This window comes from Pandoraea thiooxydans, assembly GCF_001931675.1.
Taxonomy (GTDB): Bacteria; Pseudomonadota; Gammaproteobacteria; order Burkholderiales; family Burkholderiaceae; genus Pandoraea; species Pandoraea thiooxydans.
In genome coordinates, this window is sequence record NZ_CP014839.1 from 3,885,431 (window position 1) to 3,899,526 (window position 14,096).

13 protein-coding genes are annotated in these 14,096 nt (G+C 66.6%); 9 read left to right on the plus strand and 4 right to left on the minus strand.

Annotated features, from left to right (window positions below; genetic code table 11):
- The first annotated feature begins 20 nt into the window (after nt 1–20).
- Nucleotides 21–599 carry a 5-formyltetrahydrofolate cyclo-ligase gene (locus PATSB16_RS17930; protein ID WP_047215405.1) on the plus strand — a complete coding sequence of 193 codons (579 nt, stop codon included), beginning with the start codon at nt 21–23 and terminating at the stop codon, nt 597–599.
- Here the strand turns inward: PATSB16_RS17930 and PATSB16_RS17935 are convergent.
- The gene (locus PATSB16_RS17935; RefSeq protein WP_047215406.1) at nt 569–1,093 is read right to left on the minus strand and encodes a winged helix DNA-binding protein; all 525 of its coding nucleotides are present in this window, start codon (nt 1,091–1,093) and stop codon (nt 569–571) included. The genes PATSB16_RS17930 and PATSB16_RS17935 overlap by 31 nt on opposite strands.
- Before the next feature lie 130 nt (nt 1,094–1,223).
- On the opposite strand from PATSB16_RS17935, the gene pxpB reads away from it, so the two are divergent.
- Genes pxpB through pxpA form a run of 3 tightly spaced genes read left to right on the plus strand, consistent with a single transcriptional unit; the run spans nt 1,224 to nt 3,648 of the window.
- Nucleotides 1,224–1,877: a 5-oxoprolinase subunit PxpB gene (gene pxpB / locus PATSB16_RS17940; protein ID WP_047215407.1), complete on the plus strand. Its 654-nt coding sequence runs from the start codon at nt 1,224–1,226 to the stop codon at nt 1,875–1,877.
- Entirely contained in the window at nt 1,874–2,908 is a 1,035-nt protein-coding gene (locus PATSB16_RS17945) for a 5-oxoprolinase subunit C family protein (RefSeq protein WP_047215408.1), read from the plus strand. The genes pxpB and PATSB16_RS17945 overlap by 4 nt, the downstream gene beginning before the upstream one ends.
- Nucleotides 2,908–3,648, plus strand: coding sequence for a 5-oxoprolinase subunit PxpA (gene pxpA, locus PATSB16_RS17950; RefSeq protein WP_047215409.1), 741 nt, complete (start codon nt 2,908–2,910; stop codon nt 3,646–3,648). The genes PATSB16_RS17945 and pxpA overlap by 1 nt, the downstream gene beginning before the upstream one ends.
- Nucleotides 3,649–3,654: 6 nt before the next feature.
- Here pxpA and PATSB16_RS17955 read toward each other — a convergent pair whose 3' ends face one another.
- Nucleotides 3,655–4,596 (minus strand): AEC family transporter, encoded by a 942-nt coding sequence (locus PATSB16_RS17955; RefSeq protein ID WP_047215410.1) that lies wholly within the window; start codon nt 4,594–4,596, stop codon nt 3,655–3,657.
- Nucleotides 4,597–4,698: 102 nt separating this feature from the next.
- Here PATSB16_RS17955 and PATSB16_RS17960 point away from each other — a divergent pair, with 102 nt between their 5' ends.
- Together PATSB16_RS17960 and pcp are read left to right on the plus strand one after the other, a co-directional pair.
- On the plus strand, nt 4,699–5,565 hold the full coding sequence (locus tag PATSB16_RS17960; RefSeq protein ID WP_047215411.1) for a LysR family transcriptional regulator: 867 nt from the start codon (nt 4,699–4,701) through the stop codon (nt 5,563–5,565).
- 119 nt (nt 5,566–5,684) lie between these two features.
- Complete coding sequence (pcp, locus tag PATSB16_RS17965; RefSeq protein ID WP_047215412.1) at nt 5,685–6,332, plus strand: pyroglutamyl-peptidase I; 648 nt, start codon at nt 5,685–5,687, stop codon at nt 6,330–6,332.
- A 65-nt stretch (nt 6,333–6,397) separates the two neighbouring features.
- Here pcp and PATSB16_RS17970 read toward each other — a convergent pair whose 3' ends face one another.
- Both PATSB16_RS17970 and aptA read right to left on the minus strand, forming a co-directional pair.
- Nucleotides 6,398–7,900, minus strand: a complete 1,503-nt coding sequence (locus PATSB16_RS17970) for a M81 family metallopeptidase (RefSeq protein WP_047215413.1) — start codon at nt 7,898–7,900, stop codon at nt 6,398–6,400.
- A 37-nt stretch (nt 7,901–7,937) separates the two neighbouring features.
- Nucleotides 7,938–9,239, minus strand: coding sequence for an omega-aminotransferase AptA (aptA, locus tag PATSB16_RS17975; RefSeq protein ID WP_047216723.1), 1,302 nt, complete (start codon nt 9,237–9,239; stop codon nt 7,938–7,940).
- Between the two features lie 219 nt (nt 9,240–9,458).
- On the opposite strand from aptA, the gene PATSB16_RS17980 reads away from it, so the two are divergent.
- The 3 genes from PATSB16_RS17980 (at nt 9,459) to urtB (ending at nt 14,043) form a co-directional block, all read left to right on the plus strand.
- Complete coding sequence (locus PATSB16_RS17980) at nt 9,459–10,889, plus strand: aminotransferase-like domain-containing protein (RefSeq protein ID WP_047216724.1); 1,431 nt, start codon at nt 9,459–9,461, stop codon at nt 10,887–10,889.
- 234 nt (nt 10,890–11,123) lie between these two features.
- Nucleotides 11,124–12,383: an urea ABC transporter substrate-binding protein gene (gene urtA, locus PATSB16_RS17985; RefSeq protein WP_047215414.1), complete on the plus strand. Its 1,260-nt coding sequence runs from the start codon at nt 11,124–11,126 to the stop codon at nt 12,381–12,383.
- A gap of 55 nt (nt 12,384–12,438) precedes the next feature.
- Nucleotides 12,439–14,043: an urea ABC transporter permease subunit UrtB gene (gene urtB / locus PATSB16_RS17990; protein WP_047215415.1), complete on the plus strand. Its 1,605-nt coding sequence runs from the start codon at nt 12,439–12,441 to the stop codon at nt 14,041–14,043.
- The last annotated feature ends 53 nt before the right edge of the window (nt 14,044–14,096 follow it).

A 14,096-nucleotide genomic window follows, 5' to 3' on the forward strand; every position in this document is an offset into this window, starting at 1 on the left:
CGCCAACGCAGGCAAAAGCAATGAAAACAACACTGCGTTCCAGTCTGTTGGCAGTACGGCGCGACCTGCCCGATCGTGCACGCCGCGATGCGCTGTTGCGCGAGCGGCTGGCCGATCTGCTGGCACGCGAAGCCCCCGCATGCGTCGGCTTTTATTGGCCCATTCTGGAAGAGTTCGACGCGCGCCCGGTGATCGTCGAGTGGCTGGCGCAAGGCGGCCCCGGTCAGCGTCGGCTGGCCGCCCTGCCGGTCGTGACCGATCCGCGCGAGCCGTTGGTGTTCCATGCGTGGACGCCCGACAGTCCGATGCTCGAGGGTCGTTATCGGATCCCGGTTCCGGCCCATAACCAACCGCTGGCGCCCGATCTGATTCTGATTCCCTGCGTGGGTTTCAACCGGCAGGGTTACCGGCTGGGTTACGGCGGCGGCTTCTACGACCGCACCCTGGCGGCGCTCGATCCGCGCCCGCGCGCGGTCGGCATCGCCTTCGAGGCAACCGAGACGCCCGCCCTGGAGGTGCAGCCGCATGACGTCCGGCTGGACGTCGTGCTCACCGAATCGGCCACGCTCTACAGCGAAGCGGCCGAGCGCGAGGCTTGATCGTATAGTCCGGAGATGGTTCGCAGCAGTTGCGCGGCCTCGCTGATCGCCCGATTCTCCAGACCGCTCTCGGCCAGCGCCTCGATCAGGCATTGCTCGCGCACCTCGCGGTAACGCAGGCACAGCGCACTGCCCTTGTCGGTCGCGGAGAAAAACACCTCCTTGCCGATCTTCTCGCTTTTGACGTAACCGGCCTTGACCAGCTTCTTCAGGCCGTAGGTGGCAATGTGCGTGTCTTCGATATTCAGCACGAAGCAGATGTCGGCGAGCTTTTTCTTGCGGTCGCGATGATTCACATGATGCAGCAACGACACTTCGACCGGCGCCATGTCCTTGACCCCGGCGGCCGACATGCAGCGCGCCATCCAGCGATTGAACGCATTGCTGGCCACGATCAGGCCATATTCGAGCTCGGAGGTCTCGGCGCCCTTTTCCGACACCAGATGAGCCGAAGAAACGATTTGCGGTGTGTGCTGGCGCGATTTCGCGGTCATACAATGGGTTCCAACTGTCGTCAACATGATACAAGTATAGCTGCGTGGAAGTAAAAACTGCGTAGCGCGTACGCGATTATCTATAATACATCGACAATTCGTTGATATTATGTAGCAAAAGACCAGCCCCATGTCGACACTGAGCATCCTCCCGCTGGGCGAAGCCGCCCTGCTCTGCATTCCGCCGCCGCCCACCAGTCTGGTCACGCAGCGGCGCATCTGGTCGGTCGCCACCATGCTGCAGGCGCGCTCCGATGTGCTCGAAATGGTGCCTGGCATGAACAACTTCACGGTGATTTTCGATCCGCTGCGCACCGATCCCACAACCCTCGAGAGTGCCCTGCAGGCAGCATGGGAAGGGGCGGACGACCAGGCCGAGGCGGGCCGCGAGATTGAAATTCCGGTGCGCTACGGCGGCGCGCATGGCCCCGACCTGGCCGAAGTCGCGCTGCGCACCGGGCTCTCGCCCGAGGCGGTGGTGCAGCGCCACGCCGGCAGCGACTACGTAGTGTACTTCCTGGGCTTCCTGCCCGGCTTCGCCTATCTTGGCGGCCTCGACCCCAGCCTGGCCACACCGCGCCGCGCCGAGCCGCGCCTGGCGGTGCCGGCAGGCTCGGTCGGCATCGGCGGCGCGCAAACCGCGATTTATCCGGTGGTCTCGCCCGGCGGCTGGCAGCTGATCGGGCGCACCGACCTGCCGTTGTTCGATCCCGCGCAAATGCCGCCGACCCTGCTGAGCCCGGGCGATCATGTGCGCTTCACCATCGAGAGCATCGAACTGTGATAGAGATCTTGCGCGCCGGTGTACTCAGCTCCGTCCAGGATCTCGGGCGGCACGGATTTCGCCATCTCGGCATCGGCGTGGCCGGCGCACTCGACCCGCTCGCCATGCTGGTGGGCAATCGCCTGCTCGATAATCCGGTGGACGCGGCCGTGATCGAATTCACGCTCGGCGCGAGCGCAGTGCGCTTTACCCAGGATTGCCGGATCGCGCTGACCGGCGCCGACTGTCGCGCCGAGCTCGACGGCCAACGGGTATGGTCTTGGTGGAGCTTCCCGGTCGCACGCGGCCAGACCCTGACGCTGCGCAGCCCGCGCCAGGGCATGCGCACCTATCTGGCGATCGGCGGCGGGATCGACGTGCCGATGCTGCTCAATTCGCGCAGTACCCACTTGAGCGGCGGCTTTGGCGGCTGGCATGGCCGCGCGCTGCGCGACGGCGACCGCCTGCCGCTGGGCGTCGCGAGCGCGGCGCTCGAGTCGCGCGCCGCGCCTTATGGCGTGCAGTCGCCGGCCGGCTTCCCGGGCCTGGAAACCACCTCGATCCGCGTGTTGAACGGCCCGGAGTATGAGGATTTCACGGTGGCCTCGCACAAGACGTTCTGGGACACGGACTGGCAAGTGACGCCGAACAGCAACCGCATGGGTTACCGGCTCGGCGGGCCGGAGCTGCACCGCAAGAAGCACCGCCACCACGACCTGCTCTCGCATGGCGTGGTGCCCGGCGTGGTGCAGGTGCCGCCCGCCGGGCAGCCGATCATCCTGATGGCCGACGGGCAGACCACCGGCGGCTATCCCAAGATCGGCGTGGTGATTGGCGCGGACCTCTGGAAGCTCGCGCAAGTGCGGCTGGGTGCGGCCGTGCGCTTTATTCCGGTGTCGCGCACCGACGCGCTGCAGGCGCTGCAAGACACGCGCCGCTATCTGGATCAGGTCGACCGGATCCTGGCCTGGCGGCACGCCGGCGTGGTCCAGGCCGGCCCACGCCGCGCGATCACCCGCGCCCCTCAATCCACCCTCTCCCGGAGTCAATAATGCAGATCGATCTCAACGCCGATGTGGGCGAAGGCTGCGACAGCGACGAAGCCTTGCTGGCCCTGATCAGTTCCGCCAATATCGCCTGCGGCTGGCATGCGGGCGACGCCGCGACGATGCATCGTACGGTCGCCTGGGCCATCGAGCACAACGTCGCGATTGGCGCGCATCCGAGTTTTCCGGATCGCGAGAACTTCGGCCGCAGCGAAATGCACTTGCCGGCCGACGAAGTCTATGCCGGCGTGCTGTACCAGATCGGCGCGCTGGCGGCCATCGCTCAGGCGCACGGCGGCGTGCTGGCGCACGTCAAGCCGCATGGCGCGCTCTACAACCAGGCCGCGCGCGACCCGGCGCTGGCCCAGACCATCGCCAAGGCGGTGCGCGATTTCGATCCGGGTCTGGCGTTGTTCGGTCTGGCTGGCGGCGAATTGGTACGGGCTGCGCGCGATGCGGGCCTGAGCGCCGTCGAAGAAGTGTTCGCCGATCGCGGCTACAACCCCGACGGCACGCTGGTCAAGCGCGGCACGCCCGGCGCCTTGATCGACGACGAAGAACAGGCGCTCGCGCAGACCCTCGAGATGATCGAGCGGCAGCGCGTGCGCGCGCGCGACGGCAGTTGGGTCGGCATCAACGCGCAGACCGTGTGCCTGCATGGCGATGGGCCGCATGCACTGGCGTTCGCCCGGCGCATTCGTACCCGCCTGAACGAGGCCGGCATCGAAATCCGCCCGATCGGCTAAGCGCGCCTATGAGCGCCTGATATACAGCAGCAGAACCGACAACGTCACCAGCGAGCCGAGCGTCGACAGGAGAATCGTGCGCGAGGTGACGTGCGCCTCGCGCCGGTAGAACTCGGCCAGCATGAAAGGCCCTGTGCCGGTGGGCAGCGCGGCCAGCAGCACGGCAATTTCGACCAGCGTGAGCGGCAACGCAAACACGCGCGCGGCGAGCCACCAGGTCAGGGCCGGCTGAAACAGCAGCTTGACGCCCGTGAGATAGAGTGCGCTTCGCTCGCCCGGGGCACCCGCAGACCGCTTCTCGGCCAGGAACGCGCCCAGGCTCACCAGCGCGCACGGGCTGGCCGCGGCGCCCAGCAACTTCAGAAAGGTTTCGCCGCTGTGCGGCAGCGGCACATGCAGCGCCGAGACCGCCGCCCCCGCGATCGGCGCGACGATCAACGGATTGCGCGCCAACGCGCGCAATACTTTCCAGCCCAGCTTGTGCGGTGCCCGCTCGGTCTGCAGTCCCACCTCGATGAGCACGATCGCGCTGGCGAACAGTACGCAGGCGACCAGAATCGTGACGATGGTCGTCGGCGTCAGGCTGGCCGAGCCGAACACGATCATGCACAGCGGAAAGCCGATATAGCCGGTGTTCGGATAGGCGGCGGCAACCGCGTCGATACTCGCATCGGCCAAATGCCGGCCACCCACCATGCGCAGCACCAGCGTGAGCACGAACACGCCCGCCAGGGCCAGCGCGAAGGCAGCGACGAATGCCGGCTGATATAGCTCGTGCCAGGTCGCGTGCGCCATGATGTCGAACAGCAGCGCCGGCAGCCCGAGCCAGATCACGAAGCGATTCAACTCCGATGCCGCCGTCGGCCCGAGCACGCCGCGCCGGCGGCAGACAAAGCCGGCCAGTGCCAGGCCGAATACGGGGAGCAGGATGGGAAGGGTCGAAAACACAATCGCTCGATGCCAGAGTCAACAAGTCAGGCGGGAGCTTAAAGACTTTGATTGATATAATCCAATGCTATTTTCCGAACGCAAAAATACCTTTTTTGCATCATGCTCGATATCAAGCCGCTACGTTATTTCGTCACGCTGGCGGAAACCCGCCACTTCGGCCGGGCCGCAGCGCGCCTGAACCTGACTCAGCCACCGCTGAGCCGGCAACTGGCGGCACTCGAAGCGGCGCTGGGAGTCACGCTGATCGAGCGCAGCCCGCGCAGCGTCACCCTGACCGTCGCCGGCGAGCAGTTCTACAACGACGCCCGGGCGATCCTCGCGGCACTGGAGCAGTCCACCAGGAACGTGCGCGCCGCCGCGCGCGGCGACGCCGGGCAGCTCAGCATCGGCTTTACCATGTGCGCGGCCTATAGCGTCGTGCCGGGTTACGCCAAGCGTTTCGGCGCGGCCTACCCGGCCGTCGCGCTGCATCTTCGCGAGGTCGTCTCGAACGATCTGGCGGCGCAGGTGGCAGCCGGGCAGATCGATGCCGCGATCATGTTTCCCGGGGCGCAAAAAAAGGGGCTGGCGATGCGCGAGATCGTCAGCGAGCCGCTTTGCGTGGCACTCTCGCGCAATCATCCGCGCGCGCGTGCGCGTCAGTTGAGGATCTCCCAACTGGCGGGCGAGCCGTTCGTGCTGGCCACCGAACAGGTCGCGCCGACACTGCGCGCGGCGATTGTCGAACACTGCCGCCAGGGCGGCTTCGAGCCAGATATCCGCTTCGAGGTGCAGTTGCAACAGACCGTGCTGAGCCTGGTCGACGAAGGCGTCGGTATCGCACTGGTGCCGGCATCGATGCGCCGGGCCCAGCTGGCCGGCGTGGTATTCCGCCCGTTGCTCGATGCGCCGCAGATCGAGCAAGTGCTTGCGTGGTCACCGCTCAACCGCAACCCGTGCCTCGCGCATTTCCTGGCGCTCGTGTAACGCGCCAGCCCTACTCGTCTTAGAATGCGTGATGCGTCGAGCGCGCCGAGCGCTCGAAGAAGGCCCCGTTCACCCGAATCCGCGTGCCCCGCCGCGCGGTGCGCGCCCGAGGTTTGACCATGTCGACCATCCTGCTGACCGGCTTCGAGCCGTTCGAACAAGAACCCGTGAATCCGTCCTGGGAGGCGGCGCAAGCCCTCGAAGGCGCGCAGATCGGCGGCGCCGTGGTGGTCGCACGCCAGGTGCCGTGCGTGTTCGGCCGGGCGCTCGAGGTGCTGGGCAGCGCCATCGCCGAGACCGATCCGGTACTGGTGGTATGCGTCGGGCAGGCCGGCGGGCGCGCGGAAATGTCGATCGAGCGGGTCGCCATCAATGTCGACGACGCGCGTATCGCCGACAACGCCGGACAACAGCCGATCGATGCGCCGATCGCCGCCGACGGGCCGGCCGCTTACTTTGCCCGTTTGCCGATCAAGGCCATCACGCATGCGCTGCGCGATGCGGGCATTCCCGCCGCGGTCTCGCAAACGGCAGGCACCTTCGTGTGCAACCACATTTTCTACGGGCTGCTGCATCACATCGCGCTGCATCGTCCGGCGCTGCGCGGCGGCTTTATTCACATTCCGTATCTGCCGTCGCAGGCCGCGCGCCATCCGGGCCAGCCGAGCATGGCGCTGGACACCGTCGTCAAGGGCCTGCGCGTGGCCCTTCACACGGCGCTGAGCGTGAGCGAAGATCGCCGGGAAAGCGGCGGCCAGCTGCACTAGGCCGGCGGCGGCAGTTCATTCGCCGGGGTTGCGCCCGGATCGGCCAGCGCCGCCTTGCCGCGGCCTCACGACGCATCCCAGTGTGTCTGTGCGTCGAGCGGATAGACCGGGCGCCGCACCCTCGCAAACGGAAACAACGCGTAGTCGGAACTGGTCACGCCGGCGCTGTCGCACTCGACCAGCCCTCGCGCCAGCGGCAGAAAAACCGGGCGGCAATACATGCGCGACTTCAGCAGCAAAAAACGCTGGCGGGCCGGGTCGATGCCGACGCTGGTAAATACCCCCACATCCAGCGGCTCCTGGGTCCGCTCGGTCACCACGACCTGCGCCGCGCCGATGTCGAACACCGCGGTGCGGCCCATGTAGGCGCGCTGGCCCGTGTAGGTCGGGCCGGTGATCACATACTCGCCGTCGGTAATGGCGCGCACCACGCCGCTGAGCACCACCGGGGTCTTGGTCATGCCCAGTTTGGGTATCTCACGTTTGTTGCCGAGTGCGAGCGTGACGCGCGCGCCGACGCCGGCCGCGCACAACTCGCCGACCGCCTGCGGATCGCACAGCGGGCCCACCGCGATGCCGTCCAGCCCGTGCGCCAGGGCCGCCTGCAGTACGTCCATGGTGTCGCAGGTGCCGCCCGACATGACGTTGTCGCCATGATCGAGCAGCAGCACCGGACCAGGCCGCCCATCGCTTTGCGCGGCAAGTTGCGCGGCACGCTCGAGCGAGACGGCCAGCGGCTCGCTCCGATAGACGAAGTCCTGTCGCTCGGCCCAGATCTGCCGGGCGATGCGCTCGGCCACCGCGTCGGCCGCCGCCGCGTCGCCATTACCGACCACCACCACGCTCAGGCACGGCGCCGGGATATCGGCCAGCGAGAACCCCGCCAGAATCGACACGGCGGCCATGCCGTCGCGCTCGGCCGCGCGCGCCGCAGCCACCGCGCGCTGCATCGCGCCCTCGCCGGTGGCGCTGCGCAGGGTGTGCGTCATCAGAGGCGGGCGACGCCACGCCACCACCGGGCGCAGGCGTCCGGCCAACTGGTCGAACAACAGGCGCCCCGCATGCGCGCCGGTCTCGTACATGTCGACGTGCGGGTAGGTTTTGAAACTGACGAGAATGTCGGCGTTGTCAATCATCTTCTGCGTTACGTTGCCGTGCAGGTCGAGCGCCACCGCCAGCGGCACACCCGGCGCCGCGGCCCGCACGCGCGCCAGCAGGTCGCCCTCGCCGTCATCGCTGTTCTCGGCGACCATCGCACCATGCAGATCCAGCAGGATGGCGTCGCAGCCACCAGCCACCGCTTCGACGATGCGCGCGCACATCGCGTCGTAGGCCTCGGCCGCCACCGGACCGCTCGGGTTGGCGGTGGCCGACAGCGGCGTGACGAGTTCGGCGCCGTGCTGTTCGGCCAGCTCGATGAACGCGCCCATCGCCGTGCGCGCGCCCCGGTTGGCGCGGTACGCGTCGTCGCCGTAGTCGGGCCCGCACGGCCCGAATGCGGCCAGCGGTGTCGGCACCGGCGAGAACGTATTGGTCTCGTGGTTCATGCGGGCAATGACGATCTTCATGCGCGGACCTCGTGAACAGTGGCGGCCGATACCCCGCTCAGGCGGTCGTGCGAATGGCTTGCGCGACCACGTCGAACAATTGGGCGATTTGCGCCTGGTCGACGATCAGCGGCGGCGAAAACGCCAGAATATCGCCGGTATAGCGAATCAGCACGCCCTGCTCGAAACATTTGACGAAAATCTCGTGCGCTCGCGCGCCCGGCGCACCGGCGCGCGGCTGCAGTTCGACGCCGCCGACCAGGCCCAGGTTGCGAATGTCGAGCACGCCGGGCAGCCCCTTGAGCGCGTGGATGGCATCCTCGAAATGGGGCGCCATTTGCGCGGCCCGGTTGAACAGATCCTCGCTGCGATACAGGTCGAGCGCCGCGCAGGCCGCCGCTGCCGCCAGCGGGTGGCCCGAATAGGTATAGCCGTGGAAGAATTCGATCGCCCCGGCCTGGCCGGCATTGACGATGGTGTCGTGGATCGATTGCCGGGCGGCCACCGCCCCCATCGGCACCGTCGCGTTGTTGATGCCCTTGGCCAGCGTCATCAGGTCGGGCGTCACGCCGAAATACTGGGAGGCGAATGGCGCGCCCAGCCGCCCCAGGCCGGTGATCACCTCGTCGAAAATCAGCAGGATGCCGTGCTTGTCGCAGATCTGCCGCAGCCGTTGCAGATAACCCTGCGGCGGCACCAGCACGCCGGTCGAGCCGGCCAGCGGCTCGACGATGACCGCGGCGATGGTCGAGGCGTCGTGCAGCATCACCAGCCGCTCGAGTTCGTCGGCCAGATGCGCGCCCCATGCCGGTTGACCGCGCGTGAAAGCGGCCTCGGCCAGGTTCAGGGTGTGCGGCAAGTGATCGACGGCAGGCAGCAGCGCGCCTGAATAGGTCTTGCGATTGGGCGCGATCCCGCCGACCGAAATGCCGCCGAAGCCCACCCCGTGGTAGCCTCGCTCGCGGCCGATGAAGCGCGTGCGCTGGCCTTCGCCGCGCGCGCGGTGATACGCCAACGCGATCTTCAGCGCGGTGTCGACCGATTCCGAGCCGGAGTTGGTGAAGAAAATCCGCTTCAGGTCGCCCGGCGTCAGTTCGGCAAGCTTGGCGGCCGCCTCGAACGCCTTCGGATGACCCATCTGGAAAGTCGGCGCGAAGTCCATCTCGCCAACCTGCGCCCGCACGGCCTCGACGATCTCGCGACGGCAATGCCCCGCGTTGACGCACCACAGGCCCGCCGTGCCATCGAGCACCTGGCGGCCGTCGTGCGACGTGTAGTACATGCCCTCGGCCTTGACCAGCAGGCGCGGCGCCCGCTTGAATTCCCGATTGGCGGTAAAGGGCATCCAGAATGCCGACATATCGAGCGGCGCATCATGCAATTCCACGGCTCATCTCCTTCGATTTTCAAAGCGCGCCGCGGACCCTCGCCGGGCGCATCGAACACCATATTAAGCATCGGCGACCAATACAGACATGTACAGTTGAGCGGAAACTGCGTATTCTGTATCGGCACCATGCCATGAGTGTGCAGGCAACAGCCGATGCCCGGCCGGCCTGCGCTGCCGGAGTCCCCCACCATGAGTCAACCGTTACGCCTGGCGCTCGACCGCGGCCAGCCCGCATCGCTGGTCGAACAGATCGTGCGCGAGATCGAGCGCGCGCGACACAGCGCCGTGCTGCACGGCGGCATGCGCATGCCGTCGATCCGCCAGTTGGCGCAGGCGCACGGTATCAGCACCTTCACGGTGGTCGAAGCCTACGACCGGCTGGTCGCACAAGGTGTCCTGATCGCACGGCGTGGCGCCGGCTTCTTCGTGGCCAGCGACGATCCCGCGCACGATATGCCGCGGCCGCGGCCGCGCGCGGTCGCGCGCGAGGTCGGCAACGCCTGGTTGCTCTCGGAGGTGTTTGCCGACGACAGCATTCCGGTCAAGAGCGGCTGCGGCTGGCTGCCGGACGATTGGCTGGACGAAGACGGCCTGCAAGGCGCGCTGCGGCAGCTGGCCAAGGGCGCGGGCACGCGCTTCGTGCATTACGGCCACCCGCAGGGGTATGCCCCGCTGCGTCAGAGCATCGCACGACGCCTGGCAGATATCGCGCTCGATGCGCATGCCGACCAGATCGTCCTGACGCACGGCGCCACGCAAGGTCTTGACCTGATCGCCCGCACCTTGCTGCACCCGGGCGACGCCGTGCTGGTGGAGGAGCCCGCCTACTGCAATCTGCTGGCGATCCTGCGCAGCGCCGGCCTGCATGTGGTGGGCGTGCCGCGCGACGCCGCCGGGCTCGATCTGGCGCAGCTGGAGAGCGCGATCCAAACCCATCGGCCGCGCGCGCTATTCCTCAACAGCGTGCTGCAAAACCCGCTCGGCACGTCGCTGTCGCCGGCATGCGCGCACCGCATCCTGCAGTTTGCCGAACAGCACGGCCTGTGGGTGGTCGACGACGATATCTACCGCGAGCTGGCGCCGCCCAATGCGCCAGCCCTGGCCGCCATGGACGGCTTGCACCGGGTCATCTACCTGGGGAGCTTCTCGAAGACCATCTCGCCCTCGATCCGGGTCGGCTATGTCGCTTGCGCGCCAGCGCTGGCCGCCGAGCTCGCGCGCACCAAAATGATCGGCGGCCTGACCACCTCGGAAATCAACGAGCGCCTGGTTCATCTGGTGCTGACCGAGGGCGGCCACCGCAAGCACATCGAGCGGCTCACCGATCGCCTGGCGCGGGCGCGCAGCCGCCTCTGCACTCAATTGACGGCCTGCGGCCTGAGCCTGCTGGCCAAACCCGACGGCGGCATGTTCGTGTGCGCCGCCCTGCCTGAGGGCACGCCCTCCTCGCGCGAGATCGCCGAGCACGCGCTCACGCAGGGAATCATGCTCGCACCCGGCGAGTTCTTCGTCACGCAGTCCGAACCGTGTCACTGGTTCCGCTTCAATGCCGCCTATTCGGACGACGCGCGCCTGTACCGCTTTCTCGAGACCACACTGAGCGCGGCACACGCCTCGTGAGGGACGCGCCGTCCGGCGCGCGCCCTGCCCCGCACTCCCAGTCCCGCACTCCCTGCGCACGGCCCGCGCACTGCCATGGCGCACGCGGCCGCGTGCCACGCCCCGCCTGCACTGATGCGATGCAAATGCGCACCGCCGCGAAGCGTGGCATGGCAATCGTCGTGGCATCGAGGGATTGGCACGACTATTGCCTCCTGAGTCTGCGTAGTCCAATCACTTACGAAGGGAAATCAAATGAAACGACGCACGCTGTTAAACATGGCGGCCATGTCGGGGGCGCTTGCCATTCCGGGTTTGTCCTCAAAAGTTTGGGCGCAGGGCAAGAAGCCGATCAAGATCGGCATTCTGCATTCCCTGTCCGGCACGATGGCGATTTCCGAAACGTCGCTCAAGGACGTGGCGCTGATGACGGTCGACGAGATCAACCGCGCCGGCGGCGTGATGGGGCACCCGATCGAGCCGGTGGTGGTGGATCCGGCATCGAACTGGCCGCTGTTCGCCGAAAAGGCGCGGCAGTTGCTGACCCAGGACAAGGTGGCCGTGGTGTTCGGCTGCTGGACCTCGGTGTCGCGCAAATCGGTGTTGCCGGTTTTCGAAGAACTCAATGGCCTGCTGTTCTACCCCGTGCAGTATGAAGGCGAGGAAATGTCGCGCAACGTCTTCTATACGGGCGCGGCGCCGAACCAGCAGGCAATCCCAGCGGTGGAGTATCTGATGAGCGCCGAAGGCGGCGGCGCCAAGCGTTTCTTCCTGCTCGGCACGGACTACGTCTATCCGCGTACCACCAATCAGATTCTGCGCGGCTTCCTGCATTCGAAGGGCGTGCAGGACAAGGATATTCAGGAGGTCTATACACCGTTCGGCTACAGCGATTACCAGACGATCGTCGCCAATATCAAGCAGTTCGCCCAGGGCGGCAAGACCGCCGTGATCTCGACCATCAATGGCGACTCCAACGTGCCTTTCTACAAGGAACTCGGCAATCAGGGCCTAAAGGCGACCGACGTGCCGGTCATGGCGTTCTCGGTCGGCGAGGAAGAGCTGCGCGGCATGGACACCAAGCCGCTGGTGGGCAACCTGGCCGCATGGAATTACTTCATGTCGCTCAGGAACAAGGAGAACACCGCATTCAAGAAAGAGTGGTTCGAGTACGTCAAGCGCAAGAATCTGCCGGGCGGCAGCAAGCGCGTGACCAACGACCCGATGGAGGCGACCTACGTCGGCATGCATATGTGGAAGCAGGCGGTAGAGAAAGCCGGCACCACCAGCGTCGACAAGGTGAGAACGGCAATGATCGGCCAGACCTTCAACGCGCCCGACGGCTTCAAGCTCATGATGGACGGCAACCACCACCTGCACAAACCCGTGATGATCGGCGAGATTCGCGCCGACGGGCAGTTCAACGTGGTGTGGGAAACCAAGACGACCATCCGCGCACAGCCGTGGAGCCCCTACATCCCGGGCAATCAGGGCAAGCCCGACACGGTGAGCTGATCGTTTTCGGCAACTTTCGGCGCCGCCGACTGCCGGCGGCGCCCAGGATTCTTCCATGTCACGCCTGATCAAAATATTCGCACTACTGATCGTCCTGTTACTGGGTCAGACCTCCGCAATGGCACTGACCGAGACCGACATCGCACCGCTGGGCGGCATGGATTTCGACGCCAAGTCTCAGGCGATCCATCACCTGGTGGACGACGGCACCGAGGCCAGCCAAACGCTGCTGAAGGCGCTGGCCGCCGGCGACGTACTGGTCGGCGACGACAACCGGATCCTGGTCCAGGACGGCGACACCCTGCGCGATGTGCTCAGCGGCCAGCCGGTCAAGGACGACAATGCGCAACCGGTGGTGCTCAACAATGTGCTGCGCGCGCGCGTCGACGACGCCACCGCCGCGCTGAACCTGCAATCGCTGGACCCGGCGGTGCGCGCCAAGGCAATCCGTACCCTGTTGCACTCGGGCAGCACCGACTTCCGCGTGCAGGTCGAACAGGCGCGCGACCGGGAGACCGACCCTGACCTGAAGCGCAAGCTCGATCAGCTATGGGCCGTGACCGCGCTGCACGATGCCGACCCGCTCAAGCGGCGCGAGGCGATCGCGATTATCGTGGCACGCGCGGATCCGCAAATGCGCGGGCTGCTGCTGCCGCTGGTGGCGCGCAAGCCCGACGGCACGTTCGACGAACCCGACACGGGCGTGCGCGTCGCGGCCCAGGCCGGCCTGGCGCAACTCGAGAACGACCAACGCAAGAGCGAGCTGCTTGGCATGCTGTTCGCGGGCCTGAGCCTGGGCAGCGTGCTGCTGCTGGCGGCGCTGGGGCTGGCCATCACGTACGGCCTGCTCGGCATCATCAACATGGCGCACGGCGAATTCCTGATGATCGGCGCCTACGCCACGTACGTCGTGCAAACCCTGTTCCAGCACTACCTGCCGCACGCCTTCAATTGGTATCTGGTGGCCGCCGTCCCCGCCTCGTTCCTGGCCGCCGCGATCGTCGGGCTGATGCTCGAGCGCACCGTGCTGCGCTTTCTCTATGGCCGGCCGCTCGAGACGCTGCTGACCACCTTCGGCATCAGTCTGCTGCTCATGCAAATCGTGCGTACGCTGTTCGGCGCACAGAACGTCGATGTCGCCAACCCGTCGTGGATGAGCGGCGGGGTGAGCGTGCTGCCCAACCTGATCCTGCCTTACAACCGACTGGTCATCATCGGCTTCTCGGTGGTCGTGGTGGCACTGACCTGGGCGCTGCTGAACCTGACCCGGCTGGGCCTGTTCATCCGGGCCGTCACACAGAACCGCAACATGGCCGCCTGCGTCGGCGTGCGCACCCGGCGCGTGGACGCCTACGCGTTCGCCCTCGGTGCGGGCATCGCCGGGCTGGGTGGCTGCGCGCTGTCGCAGATCGGCAACGTCGGGCCGGATCTCGGTCAGGGCTACATCATCGACTCATTCCTCGTGGTGGTGCTGGGCGGCGTCGGCCAGTTGGCCGGCACGGTGTTCGGCGCTTTCGGACTGGGGCTGCTCAACAAGCTGCTCGAGCCGGCCTGGGGCGCGGTGCTGGCAAAAATCGCCGTGCTGGTGCTGATCGTGCTGTTCATCCAAAAGCGTCCCCAAGGACTTTTCGCTCTCAAAGGGCGCAGTGCGGAGGCTTGAATGAATTCCCCCGTTTCTTTTGACGTGTCGCCCGCCGGCCTGTCGCCGCAGCG

What these genes read in the sequence shown, in the direction of transcription:
- PATSB16_RS17930 (WP_047215405.1), top strand. Translation starts at nt 21, where the DNA reads ATGAAAACAACACTGCGTTCCAGTCTGTTGGCAGTACGGCGCGACCTG.
- PATSB16_RS17935 (WP_047215406.1), bottom strand. Translation starts at nt 1,093, where the DNA reads ATGACCGCGAAATCGCGCCAGCACACACCGCAAATCGTTTCTTCGGCT.
- pxpB (WP_047215407.1), top strand. Translation starts at nt 1,224, where the DNA reads ATGTCGACACTGAGCATCCTCCCGCTGGGCGAAGCCGCCCTGCTCTGC.
- pxpA (WP_047215409.1), top strand. Translation starts at nt 2,908, where the DNA reads ATGCAGATCGATCTCAACGCCGATGTGGGCGAAGGCTGCGACAGCGAC.
- PATSB16_RS17960 (WP_047215411.1), top strand. Translation starts at nt 4,699, where the DNA reads ATGCTCGATATCAAGCCGCTACGTTATTTCGTCACGCTGGCGGAAACC.
- pcp (WP_047215412.1), top strand. Translation starts at nt 5,685, where the DNA reads ATGTCGACCATCCTGCTGACCGGCTTCGAGCCGTTCGAACAAGAACCC.
- PATSB16_RS17970 (WP_047215413.1), bottom strand. Translation starts at nt 7,900, where the DNA reads ATGAAGATCGTCATTGCCCGCATGAACCACGAGACCAATACGTTCTCG.
- aptA (WP_047216723.1), bottom strand. Translation starts at nt 9,239, where the DNA reads ATGTCGGCATTCTGGATGCCCTTTACCGCCAATCGGGAATTCAAGCGG.
- PATSB16_RS17980 (WP_047216724.1), top strand. Translation starts at nt 9,459, where the DNA reads ATGAGTCAACCGTTACGCCTGGCGCTCGACCGCGGCCAGCCCGCATCG.
- urtA (WP_047215414.1), top strand. Translation starts at nt 11,124, where the DNA reads ATGAAACGACGCACGCTGTTAAACATGGCGGCCATGTCGGGGGCGCTT.
- urtB (WP_047215415.1), top strand. Translation starts at nt 12,439, where the DNA reads ATGTCACGCCTGATCAAAATATTCGCACTACTGATCGTCCTGTTACTG.